This is a genomic window from Weissella bombi (genome assembly GCF_900094835.1).
GTDB lineage: Bacteria > Bacillota > Bacilli > Lactobacillales > Lactobacillaceae > Weissella > Weissella bombi.
The window spans coordinates 89958-108301 of sequence record NZ_FMAO01000001.1; the positions used below are offsets into that span (position 1 = coordinate 89958).

Annotated in this window: 16 protein-coding genes; 14 read left to right on the top strand and 2 right to left on the bottom strand. The window is 32.8% G+C overall.

From position 1 onward, the window contains the following. The first annotated feature begins 273 nt into the window (after positions 1–273). The 6 genes from GA0061074_RS00460 to GA0061074_RS00485 all read left to right on the top strand — a co-directional run bounded on the left by GA0061074_RS00460 (position 274) and on the right by GA0061074_RS00485 (position 6200). Entirely contained in the window at positions 274–1368 is a 1095-nt protein-coding gene (locus GA0061074_RS00460; RefSeq protein WP_092461141.1) for an alpha-hydroxy-acid oxidizing protein, read from the top strand. A gap of 22 nt (positions 1369–1390) precedes the next feature. Further along, positions 1391–2272: a formate/nitrite transporter family protein gene (locus tag GA0061074_RS00465; RefSeq protein ID WP_092461142.1), complete on the top strand. Its 882-nt coding sequence runs from the start codon at positions 1391–1393 to the stop codon at positions 2270–2272. A gap of 404 nt (positions 2273–2676) precedes the next feature. Then, entirely contained in the window at positions 2677–3660 is a 984-nt protein-coding gene (locus GA0061074_RS00470) for a S66 family peptidase (protein WP_092461143.1), read from the top strand. 24 nt (positions 3661–3684) lie between these two features. Continuing rightward, the gene (locus GA0061074_RS00475; protein ID WP_092461144.1) at positions 3685–4242 is read left to right on the top strand and encodes a GNAT family N-acetyltransferase; all 558 of its coding nucleotides are present in this window, start codon (positions 3685–3687) and stop codon (positions 4240–4242) included. Positions 4243–4517: 275 nt separating this feature from the next. After that, positions 4518–5591: a DUF5105 domain-containing protein gene (locus tag GA0061074_RS00480; protein ID WP_092461145.1), complete on the top strand. Its 1074-nt coding sequence runs from the start codon at positions 4518–4520 to the stop codon at positions 5589–5591. A 93-nt stretch (positions 5592–5684) separates the two neighbouring features. Further along, entirely contained in the window at positions 5685–6200 is a 516-nt protein-coding gene (locus tag GA0061074_RS00485; protein ID WP_092461146.1) for a flavodoxin, read from the top strand. Between the two features lie 187 nt (positions 6201–6387). On the opposite strand, the gene GA0061074_RS00490 is transcribed toward GA0061074_RS00485, so the two are convergent. Then, positions 6388–6774 carry a hypothetical protein gene (locus GA0061074_RS00490; RefSeq protein WP_092461147.1) on the bottom strand — a complete coding sequence of 129 codons (387 nt, stop codon included), beginning with the start codon at positions 6772–6774 and terminating at the stop codon, positions 6388–6390. A gap of 538 nt (positions 6775–7312) precedes the next feature. Between GA0061074_RS00490 and GA0061074_RS00495 the strand changes: the two genes are divergently transcribed. From GA0061074_RS00495 to GA0061074_RS00530, 8 genes are all read left to right on the top strand, one after another. Next, entirely contained in the window at positions 7313–9328 is a 2016-nt protein-coding gene (locus tag GA0061074_RS00495) for a GH25 family lysozyme (protein ID WP_159426628.1), read from the top strand. A gap of 198 nt (positions 9329–9526) precedes the next feature. Further along, the gene (locus tag GA0061074_RS00500; protein ID WP_092461149.1) at positions 9527–9676 is read left to right on the top strand and encodes a teichoic acid D-Ala incorporation-associated protein DltX; all 150 of its coding nucleotides are present in this window, start codon (positions 9527–9529) and stop codon (positions 9674–9676) included. Between the two features lie 39 nt (positions 9677–9715). Further along, a complete protein-coding gene (dltA, locus tag GA0061074_RS00505; RefSeq protein ID WP_167550156.1) occupies positions 9716–11242 on the top strand; it encodes a D-alanine--poly(phosphoribitol) ligase subunit DltA in 1527 nt (508 codons plus the stop codon). Beyond that, a complete protein-coding gene (gene dltB, locus GA0061074_RS00510) occupies positions 11239–12465 on the top strand; it encodes a D-alanyl-lipoteichoic acid biosynthesis protein DltB (protein ID WP_092461151.1) in 1227 nt (408 codons plus the stop codon). The genes dltA and dltB overlap by 4 nt, the downstream gene beginning before the upstream one ends. Positions 12466–12488: 23 nt before the next feature. Further along, complete coding sequence (gene dltC, locus GA0061074_RS00515) at positions 12489–12728, top strand: D-alanine--poly(phosphoribitol) ligase subunit DltC (protein WP_092461152.1); 240 nt, start codon at positions 12489–12491, stop codon at positions 12726–12728. After that, the gene (dltD, locus tag GA0061074_RS00520) at positions 12721–13977 is read left to right on the top strand and encodes a D-alanyl-lipoteichoic acid biosynthesis protein DltD (protein WP_092461153.1); all 1257 of its coding nucleotides are present in this window, start codon (positions 12721–12723) and stop codon (positions 13975–13977) included. The genes dltC and dltD overlap by 8 nt, the downstream gene beginning before the upstream one ends. Before the next feature lie 168 nt (positions 13978–14145). Beyond that, positions 14146–15285, top strand: coding sequence for a hypothetical protein (locus GA0061074_RS00525; protein WP_092461154.1), 1140 nt, complete (start codon positions 14146–14148; stop codon positions 15283–15285). A gap of 55 nt (positions 15286–15340) precedes the next feature. After that, a complete protein-coding gene (locus tag GA0061074_RS00530; protein ID WP_240005843.1) occupies positions 15341–16108 on the top strand; it encodes an alpha/beta hydrolase in 768 nt (255 codons plus the stop codon). 1596 nt (positions 16109–17704) lie between these two features. On the opposite strand, the gene GA0061074_RS00535 is transcribed toward GA0061074_RS00530, so the two are convergent. Beyond that, positions 17705–18343: a TetR/AcrR family transcriptional regulator gene (locus GA0061074_RS00535; RefSeq protein WP_092461156.1), complete on the bottom strand. Its 639-nt coding sequence runs from the start codon at positions 18341–18343 to the stop codon at positions 17705–17707. Position 18344: the final 1 nt, after the last annotated feature.

The following is an 18344-nucleotide window of genomic DNA, read 5'->3' on the forward strand; positions in this document are numbered from 1 at the left end:
TTTGATATTTACGGAAGATTTAGCTAAGTTAAAATATTTTGGCGTGTACGTTATTAATCTATGTATAAATTGGATTATGAAGAGATTGTTTGACAAAACTACTGCGGCAATATTCTTTAAATGTGAACAAAACGACACGCTAATTTCGATTAATCTGTGAACTTTTTTAAAATTATTCTTGAATTTCGGAAGTTAATCCCGTATTATATATCTCGTAGGTAAAAATGTAAGCGGTTACATTTTAATATTTTAAATTTTAAAGGGGATATATTTATGAGTGAGTACATTGCTAGTGAACGCGAAGGAAAAGTGGACTTTGTTAATACTAACGATCTAGAAGAGGCAGCCAAAGAAACCATTCCGCGTGGGGGGTATGGTTACATTCAAAGTGGTGCCGGTGATTTAATTACCTATAAGCGTAATATTACGGCTTTCGATAAAAAGGTTATTGTACCTGGTGTTTTGCGTGATGTTGAAAATCCTGATACGCAAGTTGATTTTCAAGATATGCATCTGACAGCACCTATTATTATGGCACCGGTTGCTGCACATGGATTAGCTCATGTTGATGGAGAGAAGTATACAGCAAAAGGGGTTGCTAATTTCGGATCTATCTTTACAGCATCTTCATTTGCATCGACAACGTTAGAAGACATTCGTGAAGCTGGTGGTCAAGATGCTAACCAATGGTTCCAATTTTACATGAGTAAGGATAATGGTATTAATGATCAAATTATTGCAACTGCAGAACGTAATGGTTCGAAGGCAATCGTCTTGACAGCAGATGCAACTTTGGGTGGTAATCGTGAAGCTGATAAGCGTAATCATTTTACATTCCCATTGCCAATGCCAATCGTAGCAGCATATCAATCTGGGGTGGGCCAGAGTATGGATGCTGTTTACAAGTCAGCAAAGCAAAAGTTAGCACCACGTGATGTTGAATATATTGCAAGTCACACAGATATTCCAGTTTACGTTAAGGGTGTTCAAAGTGCTGAAGATGTTTACCGTTCATTAGATGCCGGTGCTCGTGGTATTTGGGTAACTAACCATGGTGGCCGTCAATTGGATGGTGGCCCTGCCGCATTTGAATCATTGGAAACAGTTGTAGATGCAGTTAGTGGACGCGTACCAGTTGTCTTTGACAGTGGTGTTCGCCGTGGACAACATGTTTTTAAGGCGCTAGCAACTGGTGCTGATTTAGTTGCTATTGGTCGACCAGCTATCTATGGACTATCTCTTGGTGGTGCAACTGGTGTTGAACAAGTATTTAATTTCTTTAAAGATGAACTAGAACTAGTTATTCAACTTGCTGGTACTCAGACCATTGATGATGTTCGCAACTTTACATTGCGCGATTCATGGTAATAGGTAAAGGGAGTATGTACTGATGGATGCAAATTTTTTAACTTCAAGACCAGCTCAATTGCCGGATTATGATACAGCAACACCTGTTGATTCAGAGAACGAACAGACAGTTGAAAAATCACCGCTATTTAGAAAAATAGATGATGCTCTGATGAATAAAGTTGCTTTATTTCAAAGCAGCTATGCTCGGTACGCAGCGCGAGCAATGTTGGCAACATTGTTCTTAACATTAGGAACAGCTGCTGCATTTGGAACAGCGCTACAAGCTGAAAAGCTTTTGCCAGGTTCTGGTAAATTCACGTTTGCTTTCATGTTTAGTTGGTCATTGGTTATGATTATCTTCATGGGGGCTGAACTGGGGACATCAAACATGCTGTTTGTAACGGTTGGTGTATATCGTAAGAAAATTCATTTTTCAACCGCTGCTAAAGTATTAGGGACCACATTATTATTCAATTTGATTGGTGGTGTCTTCTTCGCTTACCTAATCTCATTGACAGGTCCTTTCCAGGATCTACCATCAGCTAATTATTTGTTTGATGGAATTGCTGCAAAGCTAAGCAAGTCATCAATTCAAATTTTCGTTGAAGCTATCTTTGCTAACATCATTGTTAACACAGCCTTCTTCATTAATTTACGTATGAAGGATGACGCTGGTAAGGTTATGGCAATTATCTTTGTTATCTTTATCTTCGCATTCTTGGGTTACGAACACGTTATTGCAAACTTCCCAGCATTCTCATTAGCATTCTTTGCTTCTCATGGTACGATTGCTGGTATGACATTAGGAAGTGTTCTACACAACTTGTTCTTCGCCTTAATTGGTAATTATGTTGGTGGTGCCTTGGTCATTGGTATGACATATGCTTGGATGAATAAAACGAAAACAAATTATGTTGATTAAAAAGTAAGTTATTCAGCTGATTTGTTACTAATAAAAAGTCGTCAATCTATCATTTAAATGATTAGATTGGCGACTTTTTTAAAGCCATTCAGCATTGGGATTTCTAAAAGCTAATTCCCAGAATGGTAATAAATCATGTACACTTAATTGTTTTAATTCGATTTGCATCGTTACTCCTAGCGTTTTGAATGTTAACTGACATTTTAGGTTAATTATATACTGGATTTCATTTTAATTTCAATAGATTTTCTCATAATAAAACGCTATAATATCAATATTATAAAAGATTAAATTAAAAAATAATGATATTATGTTATTGGCTTTTGGTAGAGCGTAGTAAATAAAATTTTAAAGTATCTCACAAGACGTTTTCTATCAAAAAACTTTTAGAAAGTGTATACAAAATGAAAAAAATTTATCCTCAAAAATTGCAATCTGGTGATGAAATTCGTGTTATTTCACCAAGTTCGAGTTTAGAACGGGTTGGTGGGATGCAAGATAATTTGATTGCTAAAGAACGTTTAGAGAATTTAGGCTTTAAAGTGACTTTTGGTGAGCATATCTATGAAAATGATCAACTGTCTTCGGCATCAATAGCATCAAGATTGGCTGACTTACATGATGCTTTTCGTGATAAGCAAGTTAAAGCAGTTATGACCACTATCGGCGGGTTCAATGCGAACGAATTATTACCATATATTGACTGGACGTTAATTCAAAATAATCCCAAATTTTTCTTTGGTTATTCTGATATAACTAGTCTACATACAGCTATTTTTGCTAAAACAGGGTTAGTGACGTATTATTCACCAACGTATTCCTCTTTTAAAATGGATGCCTTACAAGATTTTCAAACAAACCAATGGTTGAAAGCAGTGTCAGACCAACTAAAAGATGCGCAGTATGATTTAGTAGCCAATGATGTATTTACAAGTGATCCATGGTATGACACATCAATTCCACGAAATTTTTTGCCTAATAAATGGCAAGTGTATAATGAGGGGCGCGCTGCAGGAACCATAATTGGTGGTAATATTCAAACTTATCATTTATTATTTGGTACGCCTTATTTTAGAAAAATTGCGCAGCCTATTGGATTTTTAGAAGAAGCTGAAGAAGGGGATGCGTATGAATTTGATCGATTGTTAGCACAATTTTTACAAGTTAATCCAGACTTAAAAGGGTTGGTAATTGGCAGATTTCCTAAAGAATGCGGTATGACACATGATTTACTATTGTACATATTAGACAAATATCCAATCCTTAAAAAAATACCTGTCATTTACGATGTCGATTTTGGACATACGCAGCCTATTTTTACGTTTCCGTTAGGTGGCGAAGTTACAATTGATACCCAGGCGTTACGGATAACAGTTTATGAAGAATAGTTTTTACTTTGAGGAGGTTGGATAATGTTTCAGTATAAAATTGATGAAGAAGTAAGTTTAGCACTACCAAGGCCAAAAATTGATGCAGAAGCAATCTATGCTTTAATTGATGATAGTCGTGAAGAGTTGTTGCCATGGTTGCCATGGGTATTAGATATGGAAAGTGTAACTGATGAAGAGAACGTTTTAAAAACCAACTTAAAGCATTTTAGTGAAGGTGATTCAGTCACTGTGATTATACTTTTTAATAATCAACCCGCAGGTGTTATTAGTTTTAATAGATTTCGTGAGTTAGATAATAGTACGGAAATTGGTTATTGGTTAGCAACTAAATTTGTTGGTAAAGGGATTATGCAACGAGCAGTTAGGGGGATGTGCGAATTAGGATTTACTGATTACCAAGTTAATAAAATCGAGATTCATGCAGCGGTCGACAATACACGAAGTAATAAGGTTGCAGAACGAGCAGGTTTTCACTTAGACGGGTTAATTCGAGCTAGTGAATTATTGGAAGATGGTTATCATGATGGCTGTATTTGGACTTTACTAAAAAGTGATTGGGATAATATGTGTAATAATTAGATAGATTTAGGATTGATGTTAGCGTATAACGAGCATCAATCTTTTTTAATGTCTTCTTATTCATAATACTTTTTACTTAAATAAAATATATAAATTAGTTGTTGAAACAACAGACTTTGTCATATTTTTGTTATAATTTAATTAGGATATCTCTCATCATATGTGACATTAATTCGTATATGATGTTTTCCAAATATAATATTACTAAGTTGGCTTAAACATATAGATATGGGGAATTATGTTTAAATGCAGATTAATAAAAAGAGGTATTTATCATGAAAATGCATAACAAAATGGGCATTGCTATTGCAAGTTTTATGGCAGTGGGTACGCTAGCAGGCTTTGGTGGCAGTATAGACACTGTTGCTGCTAAAGCTTCAGCACCTTCAAATGGAGCTGCAGTTAAAGTTAAGAGCGGTGAATATATTATTCCTGATAATAAAAAGACTTTATCTAGTGATAAGGCTTATTTGGCTTTAGATTTACACATTAAAAATAATGGTCCTAAAGTTAGTTTAATGACCAGTGATATTAAATTAAAAGATAAAAGTGGTAGTCGTATTAAATCCGTTCAAATTTACGGTAGTGGGGATGATTTCTCGACTATGGGATACGAAAAATTAGCAAAGCATGATACAACGAGTGGTTACGTTGTTTTCCCTGTCGCTAAAGATAAAAAATATACTTTAGAAATTGCACCGATGGCATCTGGTACTAAAAAGTATCCAACTACTAAGGTGAAGATTAACACTAAAAAGTATCAAGATCATACGCAAGATTCTCAAAAGGCTATGACAAGTTATGTTGATAGTGTGTTCTTAAACAAGCAAGATGGTAGTTCGTATGACAAGCTGCTTACTAATAAACTACAAGATGAACAAGTTTCATATCGTAATGTTGCACGAGATTTTCTTGAAACAAGAGCATTCAACAATACAATTGCTGATGAAGCAGCCGAAAATATGGTTAAGCAGATTCAAGATGTAAACAATAAAAAGGGATCTGTTAAGTATGCAATCAAATCAGCAACACCAACAACTGCTGAAATCACAGTTACACCAACATTGGTAAAGTTGTCTGAATTGTCGTCAGTTATTTCTGAGACACAACGTCGAATAGACGAAACGCAAAATGCGAATGGCGAAATGTCATATAGTGAAGTAAATCGTGCTGTTAAGGAATCACTTGTTCAAAAGTTCCCAGAAGTGCTAGAGAAGATGCCTATGCGTGAAGCTGATGGACAAGATATTAAATTAATTAAAGATGGTAAGAAGTGGACAATTGACACATCTGAGTCAGACTACTCATTTGAATCTTTGCAGAAGGAATTTAGTGGTAGTTTTAATTAAAAGGCAGGTTATTGAAATAACGTGTTAAGCCCTGTGAGTCGGTAATAAATCAACTTACGGGGCTTCATTATGTGTTTTAAAGGAGTTTATATTATGAATAATAATAAAAATTTAATCGTGTATTATTCACGAACAGGTAATACGGAAGCTGTAGCAAACTTAATTCATGACAAATTAGGTGGGTATGCTATAAGAATAGAAACAAGTGAAACGCGGCCGGCCAATTATCGACAGGAAGTTCAACAAAATCAAATGGAACAGGAAAACGGTATTCTACCTGGTTTAAATACTCAGATTAGTAGTCTAAAAAATTACAAGAATGTTTTTATTGGAACGCCAACTTGGAATATGGCATTACCACAGGCAGTTGTTTCTTTCTTAACCAGTAATGACTTTACTGGTTTAAATATTTTCCCTTTTAATACTAATGGTGGATATGGTCAAGGGACAACCTTTGATCAGATTAAGACGTTAGCGCCAGATGCACATATTAATGATGGCTTCTCAGTTAAAGGTGGAGAAGAGAGTAAAGGTAGACTTTTAAATATTAAAGATGATCGTAAGTTAGAAGTGTCTCAGTTATTAGATGATTGGCTAAACGGATTTTGAAGTTTGAAATTTGTCGAGGTAAGATCCCTGTGTGGATAGTGAAATGCCCCATAAATGTCAGAACATGTGTCTAATATTTATGGGGCATTTTATGATTAAAGATATAAGTGGTCTTGATATTTATGCTGTGTCATATTGACGTAATACATGGTAATGCATCAATTACCTTATGATTGTAGCAGTACGATTATTGCTTTTTTTGTAAAAGTCGATAGTCTTTAGAATCTGCTACGCGAATTTTAAATATTGCATCAATGTTTAGTGAAAAACTAGTTGGAAACATTGATTTAAAGTCGATTATTTGAATAAGTGTCGCTTTACCATTTTCATAATTACCAAAATATAATTTCCATACAGCTAGCCATAGTTGCTTAGAAATTTGACCATTCCAATTTAAGAAAAGGCCATCTGAATTAAATTTATTACGTAAATCATATGCCGCTTGATAATTTTTTGTATTTAAATAATTTTGCAATACGACACCGTAGTAATTTATTAGTTCATCGGAAATTTGAAAAGGATCGGCATACTTTGTTAAATAGTGTTTACATTTTCCTTTCAGCAATACCAACATTGTCTGTTATTTCTGAAATACAACGCCGAATAAACAAAACGCAAAATACGAATAGTGAAAGTTCCTACAGTGAAGTAAATCATGCTACCAAGGAGTCACTTGTTCAAAATATCCTAGAAGTGCTAGAGAAAATACCTATGTGTGAAGCCAATGGACAATATATTAAATTAATTAAAGATGGCAAGAAGTGAACAATTGACATATCTGAGTCAGACTACTCATTTGAATCATTGCAGAAGGAATTTAGTGGCATTTTTAATTAGCTAAGAACACAAATCTGTTATAAAAAATAATAATATGTACAAAGCCCTGTAAGCTGGAAATAAAACCAACTTATAGGGTTTTACTGTTTATTTAGGTATAACACTAAAGGTTTCTTAATATGTGATTTCTGTTTTTAAACAAAATTTAAACATTTAGTAAAAAATAAACAGAATTTTCAATTTATAATCAGTGCATTAATATAATACTTATCAAAGCATAATGTATGTGTTTTTATGTTAAATAAGTAATTTTTATGATTATAAGGAGCACTATAGTGATACAATCAATTGAAAAAAAACATTATAAAATGTATAAAGCTGGCAAAGTATGGATTTATGGCGCCATTTCTAGCTTAACGATGTTCGCTACAAGTACTGTTGTAAATACACAAGTGTTAGCAGATTCAGTTACGAAAGAAACGGAAACAAGCGCTGTTGTTACATCAAAGGTTGATACAATGGTTGCCCAAAATCAAGCAATCAAAGTACAAACAATACAAGGTAGCCAAACAAGTCATGACAAAGATTCAAATAAAGCTAATGATTCTGCAACTGGTCAACAAAATGATCAAATTTCTGAAAATAATGCTATTGCTAATACCACAGTGTCAGTTAGTGGTTCTGAAAATACACAAAAAGCAAATGATAATGAACCAGTCCAAGAAGCAGGCAGTGGAAATGATCAACTGAATCAAGACACGTTAGGTAATGATGAAAATCAAGTGGTTGCCAATCATAATGGCCAACAATCAGATCAAATGAATGCTAATCAAGACAATTCTCAAGAAGATTCAGCATCAAATGATACAAATACCAATATAACTTCTAATGATGAAACGTCAAATATTGAAGAGGCAACACAACCCAATAATAATGATTTAACAGACTCTGATAATAGTAAGCTAGTACCAAATGATTCACAGAAGCAATCAGAAAAATCAAAAGTAGCTCAATCATCAACGAATAATCAGAATGTAAATAAGAGAGAAAAAATAATTTCGCCAAGAGCTGGTGTGCCTAATATTGTAGCGGGCCAGCCAAAAATGCCACGAATTGATTTTGTAGATATTTCAAGTTGGAATGGTGGCTTATCAGTTGCTGATTTTCTAAAATTAAAAGCTTATGGTGTAAAAGGCGTCATTGTGAAATTAACGCAGGGTACGAATTATTTAAATCCATATGCGAGAATTCAGATTGCAAATGCACGCGTTGCTAAATTGCAAATTGCAGTCTATCATTATGCAACTTACAATTCACAAAATAGGGCGGTTGTTGAGGCTAACTACTTTTTACAAAATATTAGGAAATTAGGTCTAGCTAACAATACATTACTAGTTGATGATTTAGAAGATACGTTAACGCAGGTAGGTAATGTTACAGCAAATGCGCTTGCGTTTCGTAATCAACTATTAGCTGCAGGATTTACGAGACAAATGCTATATACTTCACCTAATTACATTAATGTCACCGGTTTGAATGTACAGTCATTTGGAGCGAAAAATATTTGGATGGCATCATATCCATATAATCCAGATGGTAAAAATCCTTGGTATACGCAATATGGTGCATGGCAATGGAATTCCCAGACAACATTTCCGGGTATAGCAGGTATATTCGACGTTAGCATGGATTATGGATCACCTTTTTTTAAAAATCAGACTGGTTATTTGAACGATGGGACTGGTTGGAAATGGCTTGAAAATGGTCAGCCATATACTGGATTTAGACATTATATGGGTACGTATTATTGGTTTAATAATGGTGTCAGACAAGATAACCAATGGGAAAGTGCATGGGGTTATAAATACTATGTTGGTAATGATGGCCGTGCAATGCAAGGCTTCCAGTGGATTAATGGTAAACAATACTACTTTGGTGATAACGGCACGTATTATGCACGGACAAATCAATTTATACAAAAAGGTGACGAAACATATTATGCAAACCAACAAGGTGCTTTAACACTATGTCAAGGTTATATAAAAACGCAGAATGGTTGGCGTTGGTTTGAAAGCGGAAAAACATACACAGGATTTAGACATTATATGGGTACGTATTATTGGTTTAATAATGGTGTCAGACAGGATAATCAATGGGAAAATGCGTGGGGTTATAAATACTATGTTGGTAATGATGGTCGTGCGATGCAAGGGTTCAAATGGATTAACGGGCAACAATATTATTTTGGCGATAATGGCACGTATTATGTCCGTACAAACCAATTTGTAAGAAAAGGAAATGAATTATATTACGCAAATCAGCAAGGTGTCCTAACTCTATGGAAGGGATAGCATAAGAAAAAAATTAGTGCAAATTTACTAATTATTTAAAAAGGTGATGCAATAATCAGCATTCTAAAATGGAATTAATCTACAGTTTTAATGGTTAGTTAAGCTTATAAATATATTTTATTCCCGGTAACATTTATAAGATTAACGACAATCAAATGTATTAATTGTCATTGCTTTGTTATATTAAGGAGGAAATTTGTGAATAAAATAAAAAATTTACAAACTACGCAACGAGTATTAAAGTTCTTTTTTCAAACAATATTTTATACCGTTATAATTTTTGCTCTTGTTTATCTATATGGATATTCAGGTTTAGGGCAAGGTCATTTTATTTATAATGAGTTCTAAAATAAAAAATTTTAAGAGGTTATCATGCAAATTACAAATATGCTTATGACTATTGATGATTATGCAAGGACGCAACCAGATATACCAGTATACGACGTATTGGGAGAGATTCACACATATGCTGAATTGAAGCATGATTCCGATGAATTAGCATCCTATATTGATTCGTTATCTATACCATCAAAGTCTGTAGTGATGGTTTTTGGTGGACAACAATATGAGATGCTGGCTACTTTTATTGGTTTGAGTAAATCTGGTCATGCATATATACCAGTTGATGTTAATTCAGCAAATGATCGAATATTGGATATTTTAAAAATTAGTCAGCCAAGCTTAATCATTGCAATTGATTCACTTCCTTTAAAAATGGATCAAATTCCTGTTATGAAGTTGACCGACTTACACAATTGCTTTAAATCAAATAGTGAATATGTTATGACACATCCAGTTACAGGTAATGATAATTATTACATTATTTTCACTTCTGGTACGACAGGGTTGCCGAAAGGTGTTCAAATATCACATAATAATTTATTATCTTTTACAAATTGGATGATAAATTCGGAAACATTTCAGATTCCCGCACGTGCTAAAATGCTTGCACAGCCAGCGTACTCATTTGATTTGTCAGTGATGTATTGGGCGCCTACTTTAGCAATAGGTGGCACCCTGTATGCATTACCAAAACAAGTAACGGAAAATTTCAAAACATTATTTTCGGTATTACCGGAATTGCCAATAGATGTTTGGACTTCGACACCATCGTTTGCAGATATGGCAATGCTTTCTGAAGATTTTAATGAAATTAATTTACCAAGACTTCAATGTTTTTATTTTGATGGTGAAGAGCTAACTGTAAATACGGCTAAAAAATTACACGAGAGATTTCCAAAAGCAAAAATTATAAATGCTTATGGTCCTACCGAAGCTACTGTTGCTTTGTCAGCTGTAGAAATTACACCAACATTAATTGATCAAAATGAACGGTTACCTATTGGTTATCCTAAGCCAGATTCACCTACATTTATTATTGATGATAATGGCGAAGAATTACCTGTTGGTGAAATGGGAGAAATTGTTGTTACTGGTCCTGGTGTATCTAAAGGATATATTAATAATCCGGAAAAGACAGAGCAAGCCTTTTTTATGTTTCATAATCAATCGGCATACCATACTGGTGATTTAGGTTATTTTGATTCTTTAGGAGTACTTCATTATGGTGGCCGTTTAGATTTTCAAATTAAGTTTAATGGCTTTCGTATTGAACTAGAAGAAGTATCTCAGGTTTTAAATACATCTAAATATGTGGCAGCTGCAGTGGCAGTGCCAAGATATAACAAGCAACATAAAGTACAGAACTTATTAGCATTTATCAAATTACGTCCGGAAATTCATGAACAATTTGAAAATGATTTATTACTGACAAAGGCCATTAAGAATGATATTAAGCAGAATATGATGCCGTATATGATGCCATCAAGATTTTTATATCGAGATGAATTACCACTTACGCCTAATGGAAAAATTGATATTAAATCACTAATTAGTGAGGTTAATAAACAATGATGGATTGGTTAAAAGCGTTGCCTAATTTACAACCGTATGGGGATCCGCAATATTTTGTCTATTTAGTTGTTTTATTAATGCCAATTGTCATTGCAATGTTTTTCGGTAAGCGTTTGAAATGGTATGAATCAATTATTTCATTAATTTTTATCGTATTAATGTTTGCAGGAACTCATTGGCAACAATTTATCGCTTTGTGTGCGTACATTATTTGGCAGATAATTATTGTTTTTAGTTATGCTGCTTATCGAAAAAAAGCAGATAACAAATGGATATTCTATGGTGCCGTCTTTTTGGATATCTTACCATTAGCTATTGTAAAATTAACACCTGCGTTAACTATGGGAAAAAGCTCAATTATTGGTTTTTTGGGTATTTCATATCTAATGTTCCGTTCAGTTGGTATGTTGATGGAAACACGTGATGGTGTATTAAAAGAGTTTACGTTTAATCAATTTTTACGGTTTATGTTGTTCATGCCGACAATTTCTTCAGGACCAATTGATCGTTTTCGTCGTTTTACTGCTGACTATGAACAAGTGCCAGATCGTACTAGATATTTAAATATGTTAGAAAAAGCAGTTTATTATTTATTTCTAGGCTTTTTATATAAGTTTATTTTATCCTATATATTTGGATCGTTATTATTACCAAATGTTGAGCATATGGCTTTAGCAAGAGGCGGTTTAATTAATCTTCCCACGATTGGTGTAATGTACGTTTATGGTTTTGATTTATTCTTTGATTTTGCTGGCTATTCATTATTCGCTGTTGCTATTTCGTATATTATGGGTATTGAAACCCCTATGAATTTTAATAAGCCATTTCTGGCTAAAAATTTGAAAGATTTTTGGAATCGTTGGCACATGTCATTAAGTTTTTGGTTCCGTGATTTTGTTTTTATGCGTTTGGTAATGGTGTTCATGCGGCACAAAATTTTTAAGAATCGTAATGTGACTTCCGGTGTTGTTTATGTTTTGAATATGACCATTATGGGATTCTGGCACGGGGTAACTTGGTATTATGTTAGTTACGGTATTTTCCATGGTCTTGGTATGGTTATTAATGATTGGTGGCTACGATATAAACGACGTCATAAAGAGCAATTACCAAAAAATAAATTCACAGAAATGTTAGCTATTTTCATAACATTTAATGTTGTCATGCTAAGTTTCTTATTGTTCTCAGGATTTTTGGACAAACTTTGGTTTCATAACTATTAATAAATAAGATGAGGTATAAATTGATGAATGTAAAAGAAGCAGTTTTAAATATTATTAATGAACTATTCATGGCAGATGTTAGTAATATGATGGATGATGATTTATTTGATGCTGGTGTCCTTGATTCAATGGGAACTGTTGAACTGGTCTTAGAATTAGAAGCAAAATTTAATATTAAAATCCCGGTATCAGAAATGGGACGTGACGATTGGAACACAGCTAATAAGATTATTGAAGGTGTTAAGGAGTTGCAAAATGTTTAAAAAATTGGGCCTTATTTTTGGTCCAGTCATATTGGCTTTTGTGTTAGTATTTTCAATAATAATGCTTGTGCCTGAATCAAGTCATGTAAAGCAAAATTTTAATGAAGAACAGCGAGCTGCTAATGCTTTAACGCCTACGGTTTTTAAAAGTCAAAAATTAAAACAGCAGGCATTAAGTGATGCTAAACATCGGTTTGTACCATTTTTTGGTTCTAGTGAATGGAATCGAATGGATAGTTTTCACCCATCCGTTATGGCAGAAGCATATAATCGTCCATATCGTCCTTTTTTACTTGGCCAAAGAGGAGCACAAAGTTTAACGCAATATTTTGGTATGCAACAAATTACTTCGCAAATGCGGGATAAGCAAGCCGTTTTTGTTATTTCACCACAATGGTTTATTAAGCCTGGTGAAAATTCAGATGCATTTAAATACTATTTTAATCAAGCACAGGCTTTAACATGGTTGCAAAAGGATAAAAGTACAACGGCTGATCGATATGCTGCAAAACGATTGTTGGAAATGAATGTCTCGTCTTCATTAAATAAATATTTAGAAAAAGTCGCAGCTGGGAAAAAATTATCGTCAACGGATTTAACAAAAATTGCATTAAAACTTAGATTTTTGAATCATGAAGATACGTTATTCGCAAATTTGCAAATTGGAAATAATTACAAGAAAAATATTTTGCCTAAAACGCAAAATCTACCAGAAATTTATAACGAAAATCGTTTAAATAAATTAGCAGATTGTTATGCTAAAAAGAATACAACAAATAATAAATTTGGTATTCAAAACACTTTTTATAAAAAGCGAATTTCAGCACAGGTTGGTGAGATTAAAGGGTCACAAAAAAATGTGAATTATTTACAGTCACCAGAATATGGTGATTTACAATTAGTGCTACAACAATTTGCGCAAACACATACAAACGTCTTATTTGTTATCCAGCCAATAAATGAAAAATGGGCAAAGTATACGGGATTAAATACTCATATGTATCAACAAGCAGTTGGTAAAATTAAGCATCAATTAACATCACAGGGATTTACAAATATAGCCGATTTTTCTACTGATGGTAATAAAAAACACTTTATGCAAGATACTATTCATCTAGGATGGCGTGGTTGGTTAGCATTTGATAAAAAGGTGGATAAATTTTTAACAACAAAGCAACCAACACCTGTTTATAATATAAGAAATAAATACTACACAGAATCTTGGATGATGAATCCATATGAAGATTAGGATAATGATTTAATAGAGTCATTGTAAAATCTTAAAAAGTAACGAATTTATAAGTTGGAAATAACTTAAAAGGGCGTCATTCTAACTAATTTTAAGCAGTTAGATTGGCGCCCTTACATGTTTAAAGATATTTAAAACCTTATTTTAACAATAATTAACGAGGTGTATATGCGTCGAGTAATAAAAGTAGTTCAACAAAATATGTATAAAGTTCTTCCATTTGTTATTTTTTTAACATTCATTACTTTAATGCAACGGCTGTTTATTCAACCAGATGGCTTTTTTCCAACAATTTTAAATTATTGTAATTTTGTAAGTAAGTACAACACCATTAACATGGTGGTTAATTTATTTATAACTTTAGGCTATAAGTTAGTTGTGGTTTTCATAATTACTTTATCATTGATGTCAGAATTACGAGAAAAGCTTTCTCATGATCATTTAAATATATTAGTCGCAATCTCTATTCTAATTGCTTGGAATTTGGTTAGTATTCCAATGAATATTAATTGGTTAATTTTGCCACTTTATTTGGGAACTATAATTCTACCATTAAGAAAAGTGAAATTTAAGTGGCGGTTTTTGTTAGGTATAGCAATTAATTCAGGATATGCAATATATATTTTAGTAGTACAAAAATTTTATCATTTTAATCTGACGATATTTTTCCAACAAAATGTTAATGGGCTTATTGGTGACGGCTCAAAGAATAGTGTCTATACAATTCTTTTAGAAAGTGTCTCTACAGTTGCAAACTTGTTGGGGGTAAATAGTCTACCAGCCTTAAATGGACAAGATATTAACTTAACGACAGCAAACAATAATTTAGTTGCAACTTTACAACATCATGTTACTCCATATAAATTTACTATGTATCCTATATCCAGCTTTTTGTTAGTTGGTGGTACAGGTATGTTGCTTGCTTTGTTCATTGCTTTAATTTTACAGGGTCAATTAAAGCAGATGTCTTTAAAATTATATTTTGTTGGTATCTTACTAATTTTTGATTTATGGTGGCCGTTAGCATTTATGTTTCCTATTCTTTGGCGACTTGATGTTTTAAAAAGAGCTGTTATTGTAACCATAACAAATGGAATCATTGGTAGTTTGTTATTGTGTTTGCATCTAAAACCAGCTATTTATTGGGTACCTACGGGTATGCCTAATTTGTTTTTTGGTGGTTTGGCATCGCATCAATTAGGAGCGTATAGTATTATTTTAATAACTCTTTTGATTATTGATGTGATAATCTATTGGCCACTGGCACACCAATTGACAACGGAGATTAAACATGAAAAAAATAATTAAAGTGTTTCTTCTAATAGGTACTTTTCTCTTAATAACCAGCATGTTGGTATTAGCAATGAGTTGGAGTCATCGTGAAACAAAAGTAAATCGAGCAATTTATAATTCAAAAGTGACCCCAACGATTCTGGTACCAGGTTCATCAGCTTCACAAGATCGCTTTGATTATTTAATTAAACAATTAAATACAGGAAGTAATAAACATGGATTGATTAAAGTGGTTGTTGACAAAAAAGGTGATGTATCAATTCATGGAAAGTATTATGCCGATGATTTAGCACCATATTTTGTGATTGCTTTTGAAAATAATCGAGATGGTTATGAAAATATAAAGAAGCAAGCTTACTGGTTGGATAAAGCAATGCTTATTTTGCAAGAACATTATCGCTTTCGACAATTTCAAGCAATTGGTCATTCAAATGGCGGACTAATTTGGACACGTTATTTAGAAAAATATTATCAAGCACAATCTTTACAGTTATCAGTGTTAATGACAATTGGTACACCATATAATTTTTCTGAGCTAAGCGTACATAATCGTACAAAAATGCTTGATGACTTTATAAAAAATCGTAAACATTTACCGTCTGATTTAACAGTGTATTCGGTGATAGGGACAGAAACATACGATAATGATGGTATTGTACCGGAACAATCGGTTGAAGCAGGTAAATTTATTTTCCAAAAACAAGTTGCTCATTATACGCAAATAACTGTAACGGGGGATGATGCACAACATTCAGATTTAGTACAAAATAGGCAAATAATTAATATGATTGAACAAAACGTTTTACCACAAAATCATGGAGATTGGCATAAGCGATAATATCATTGTTGCTGTAATATTAAACAACGCAATTGCTATAAATAACAAGTTAGTTTTGTTTTTTTGTTGCATTGGATAATTCATGATAACTAATGGGTTCTAAACTTGGTCATATTATAAAGCAGCTATTTCAGTAATCAAAAAGTAATTATCTGAATAATAAAAGGTTGAACTTACTCTTGTAAATTGCAGTGAGCGTTATGTAGGTAATTGTTTGAAATATTTTGGGTTTTACTGTTTTTTCTGATAATTTTTATTTATATTTTTCATTAGCATGTTTTTATATAAAACCAATCTGTAAATTATCATCTCATTGCATATAATGGACATAGTTTATGATGAACTGACCCCGTAAATTTTGGAAATTACTCCAACTTACGGGGTCAGTTTGCTTTGGATTGAACATTTATGTATCCCTCTTGACGAGGGATCCTGATTTGAAATTTTTGGTTGTAATTTTTCATATATGTTATAAGGAGAGTCTAAAATTTTTAAACCGAGATTTTCGTGGTCTTACGAATAAATTAAAAAGTATTTAAATCAGGGCGCTCTTTTTTGGCAGCCACTTTCCAAGATATGATTATTTGTTTATGGTTGCTATTACTTTACCAAACTTAGATAATTTAACAATGCCAAATTTGTAATATTTTATACTATAATAGTCTCTTCATTTTTTTAAATCAGTCTGAATCAATTATTTTCTTTTAATTATCGGATTTGATTCAGTGTCGTTCAATGCTGAAGAAACTATCATTATATAAAGAAATTTTATATTCTCTTGTAATCTATACGGTTTTCTACATTATCATGACCGTGATTGTAAAAGACATAAATATGCAGAAATGATTGCTTATATGGATGAAGAGTAGGTTATAGATAATTTACTAATTGTTAAAGATTTTTACTACTATGTGGGGCGCTCTTATCAATTAAAGTATGATGCGCTTGAAGCAAAACGTTATCTTACTACAGCAGCTCTATATAATGATTCGATTATTTTTTAATTACTCGTAAAAAATAAGATCGAAAATTTTAATGTAATTAATTACCAATTGTTGACGTTGTTAACGTATATCGACAGCCACCACAAGAAGTAGGACAAACTAAAAAGCGTCGCCAAATTTGACGGTTTTAAAAATATCTTTAAGAATCAGGCATCGTTAAAGTAACCTGGGCCTCATGTTACCAACAGGAGGCTTTTTGTTTACAAATAAAATATAACACTGGCTTTAAAAACTCCCAAATTTTAGTTCAATAATGCTTAAATCAATTTCAACTTTTAATTTGTTGAAAATTGTCCATAGTTGCATTAACTAAATAAGGTGCGCGCCGTAACAGGTTTTGAAATATATGGCTTTTTTACTATATACGATGTTGATATTAATAACCTTGATCTTCGTGGATGGTTGTTCTATAAGTTGCTAATAGCACTCAAAATTAGAATTATTTTTAATACAATATATGAACAGAACAAAAATGCATAAAAAACAAAAAATATAGAAATTTATCGTGAAATGCCCCATAATGGTTAGATTTAACGTCTAACAATTATGGGGCACTTCAATACCTAATGGCCATCTATACTCACTAATATATTCACTTCCAACCATTTATAAGTGCTTTTATTCCTAGCTGAAACTGTTCATCACTAGTAAATTTTTTATCTTGCAATGGTGAGAGTAGTAGGTTCAGGATATCTGATTTTTTTTGTATATTTTCTAGTACTTGCAGATCTGGCTTGCCACCATTTTTAGGCTCAATAGCTTCTGTCCAAACAAAACCCAAAGTATAGGCAGTCAAAGAATTAATCAAAAAAACTGTAGTCGGTTGGATTTCTAATCCTTTTGTTTTTAACCCGTTAAGAATATCCTCTATTAAAGCAAATTGGGTTTGCGTAACCAAAGGATGTGTTGAGATTAATGGCAACACATTTGGATGTTTTAATAATGCTTGTCTAAGTTGTGCCATTGAATTCATAAGCTGTTCTTGCCAAGTATTTTTTGGTGAATTCGTCTTTATTAATAACGCCTTTTTCCAAATTAATTCAACAAGATCATCAAAAAGAGCTCCTTGGCTGTCGAAGTATCGATAAACAGCCATTTGAGAAACACCCATTTCTTTGCCTAACTTGCGCATGTTAAATTTAGAAAGTGTGTCCTTGTCTATCAAATCAAGAGCAGTATTTAAAATATAATTTTTATTTAAAGTATCTTTTGTTGGCTTTTGAGGCTTCATT

What these genes read in the sequence shown, in the direction of transcription:
- GA0061074_RS00460 (WP_092461141.1), top strand. Translation starts at nt 274, where the DNA reads ATGAGTGAGTACATTGCTAGTGAACGCGAAGGAAAAGTGGACTTTGTT.
- GA0061074_RS00465 (WP_092461142.1), top strand. Translation starts at nt 1,391, where the DNA reads ATGGATGCAAATTTTTTAACTTCAAGACCAGCTCAATTGCCGGATTAT.
- GA0061074_RS00470 (WP_092461143.1), top strand. Translation starts at nt 2,677, where the DNA reads ATGAAAAAAATTTATCCTCAAAAATTGCAATCTGGTGATGAAATTCGT.
- GA0061074_RS00475 (WP_092461144.1), top strand. Translation starts at nt 3,685, where the DNA reads ATGTTTCAGTATAAAATTGATGAAGAAGTAAGTTTAGCACTACCAAGG.
- GA0061074_RS00480 (WP_092461145.1), top strand. Translation starts at nt 4,518, where the DNA reads ATGAAAATGCATAACAAAATGGGCATTGCTATTGCAAGTTTTATGGCA.
- GA0061074_RS00485 (WP_092461146.1), top strand. Translation starts at nt 5,685, where the DNA reads ATGAATAATAATAAAAATTTAATCGTGTATTATTCACGAACAGGTAAT.
- GA0061074_RS00490 (WP_092461147.1), bottom strand. Translation starts at nt 6,774, where the DNA reads ATGTTGGTATTGCTGAAAGGAAAATGTAAACACTATTTAACAAAGTAT.
- dltA (WP_167550156.1), top strand. Translation starts at nt 9,716, where the DNA reads ATGCTTATGACTATTGATGATTATGCAAGGACGCAACCAGATATACCA.
- dltB (WP_092461151.1), top strand. Translation starts at nt 11,239, where the DNA reads ATGATGGATTGGTTAAAAGCGTTGCCTAATTTACAACCGTATGGGGAT.
- dltC (WP_092461152.1), top strand. Translation starts at nt 12,489, where the DNA reads ATGAATGTAAAAGAAGCAGTTTTAAATATTATTAATGAACTATTCATG.
- dltD (WP_092461153.1), top strand. Translation starts at nt 12,721, where the DNA reads ATGTTTAAAAAATTGGGCCTTATTTTTGGTCCAGTCATATTGGCTTTT.
- GA0061074_RS00525 (WP_092461154.1), top strand. Translation starts at nt 14,146, where the DNA reads ATGCGTCGAGTAATAAAAGTAGTTCAACAAAATATGTATAAAGTTCTT.
- GA0061074_RS00530 (WP_240005843.1), top strand. Translation starts at nt 15,341, where the DNA reads ATGAGTTGGAGTCATCGTGAAACAAAAGTAAATCGAGCAATTTATAAT.
- GA0061074_RS00535 (WP_092461156.1), bottom strand. Translation starts at nt 18,343, where the DNA reads ATGAAGCCTCAAAAGCCAACAAAAGATACTTTAAATAAAAATTATATT.